The organism is Hydrogenophaga sp. (assembly GCF_031426985.1).
Classification (GTDB): domain Bacteria; phylum Pseudomonadota; class Gammaproteobacteria; order Burkholderiales; family Burkholderiaceae_C; genus Hydrogenophaga.
This window is the reverse complement of record NZ_JASJOY010000075.1, coordinates 1-1,190: the sequence shown is the minus strand read 5'-3', so window position 1 is coordinate 1,190 and position 1,190 is coordinate 1. Positions and strand designations below refer to the sequence as shown.

Sequence of the window (1,190 nt, the reverse complement as noted above, 5' to 3'; positions counted from 1 at the left end):
TCGCGTATTCGCCGCTGATCCCGCCCGACCGCATCCCACCCGACCTCATCATGCGGCTCTGGGCCGGTGGCCTGTACGGCCTGAACCGCCTGTGCAAGTCGGCGTTGAGCCAGGCCGCAGGCGCCGTGGTGGGCGCGAGTCGGGCGCGTGGGGTCGAGCACGATCCGCGCCCCGTGGTGGGCATGACCTCGCTCGGCAGCAGTGCGCTGAGCTACATGAAGAAGCTCAGGCCCGCGCTGGAAGCGCGTGGCTACGAGCTCGCGGTGTTCCATACCACTGGCATGGGCGGCCGAGCGTTCGAAGACCTGGCGCATCGTGGCTACTTCGCCTGCGTGATGGACTTCAGCCTGCAGGAACTGGTGAACGACCTGGCCGGCAGCTGCGTCACTGCCGGAGCTGAGCGGCTGCTGGGCGCGGGCCGCGCCGGCGTGCCGCAGATCGTGGCGCCCGGCGCCACCGACATGGTGGACTTCGCCGCCTGGACCCGCTGCCCCGGACGTTTCGCTGGCCGTGCCGTGCACGAGCACAACCGCCTGATCGCCTCGGTCTGTGTGGACCACGACATGCGCCGCAGCGTGGCGCGCGCCATCGCCGACCGCTTGGCCGAGGCCACCGGCCCCACCTGCCTGCTGCTGCCCATGGGCGGCGTGGAGCAATGGGACCGCCCGGGCGAGGCCCTGCACGACCCCGAGGGCCTCAAGGCTTTTGTGGACGAGATGTGCCACGTGGTCTCGCCCGAGACCGTGTTCCAGCCGGTGGACGCGCACATCAACGACGAAGCCTTCGTGCAGGCCGCGCTCCAGGTGTTCGATGCGTGGGTGGCCGCTGGCCTGGTGGCACCGGGTGCGGTGGATGTCAACGAGAGGAAAGCTGCATGAGCGCCGCGCCGGGCCGCCCCAAGCCAGCTCGCACCGCAGCTCGAAGAGCGGAGGTACTCCAATGAACACCACATCAACGGCCCAGGCGCTGGTCCTGGACTTCGGCGGCGTCATCAGCCGCATGCTGTTTGAAACCCACCCCCTGACCGAACAGGCGCTGGGCTTGGCGCCCGGCACACTCACCTGGCGCGGTCCGTTCGATCCCGCCACCGATCCGCTCTGGCAGGCCATGCAGGCGGATCAGCTGAGCGAGCGCGATTACTGGATGGCCCGCACCCGCGAGGTCGGCCGTCTCGTTGGCGAAGAGTGGGA

At 69.7% G+C, this 1,190-nt stretch carries 1 protein-coding gene and 1 pseudogene; both read left to right on the top strand.

Annotated elements, in window-relative coordinates; all coding sequences use genetic code 11:
* On the top strand, positions 1 to 878 hold an 878-nt coding region (locus RMP09_RS09885), incomplete at its 5' end, for a Tm-1-like ATP-binding domain-containing protein (protein WP_310565812.1).
* Positions 879 to 939: 61 nt separating this feature from the next.
* Positions 940 to 1,190 (top strand): annotated as a pseudogene (locus RMP09_RS09880) (HAD family phosphatase); the annotation flags it as partial.